The 667-nt window shown below is 69.3% G+C and carries 1 protein-coding gene; it reads left to right on the forward strand.

The window, feature by feature from the left end:
• Positions 1 to 667 (forward strand): Ig-like domain-containing protein (locus AAHM41_RS40295; RefSeq protein ID WP_342242273.1); only part of this gene is annotated, 667 nt, incomplete at both ends.

Below are 667 nucleotides of genomic sequence, written 5' to 3' on the forward strand. Positions count from 1 at the left end.
TGGCACCGTCTCCTTCGATGTCGACGGCAACCTGGTCTACACGCCGAACGCCAATGCCAATGGCCCCGACGTCGTCACCTACACCCTGTCCGACGGCAACGGCGGCACCGCCACCGGCAGCTTCAACGTCGCCGTCACCTCCATCGACGATCAGGGTTTCGCGCAAGCCGATGCCTTCGCGACCAACGAGGCCCTCGCCATCACGACCGGAAACGTCTTCGCGGACAACGGCTCGGGCGCGGACAGCGACCTGGACGGTCCGCTCACCGTGGCGGCGGTGAATGGCAGCGCGGCGGCGGTCGGCGTCACGATCACACTTGCCTCCGGCGCGCATCTGACGCTCAACGCCGACGGGACCTTCATCTACGACCCGAACCATGCCTTCGACCACCTGCCTGGTGCGGGCTCCGGCGCCACCGGCCTGACCGGGACGGACAGCTTCACCTATACCCTCGCCGGCGGGGGCACCGCCACCGTGATGGTAACCGTCTCGGGGATCGACTCCGACGACACGCTGGTCGGCACGGCCGGTGACGACACACTGAAAGGCGGGATCGGCGCCGACCACATCGACGGCCTCGCCGGCACCGATACCGCCAGCTATGATGGCAGCGCGGCCGGGGTCACGGTCAGCCTCGCCACCGGCGCCGGCACCGGCGGCGACGCT

It is taken from the genome of Inquilinus sp. OTU3971, assembly GCF_038440215.1.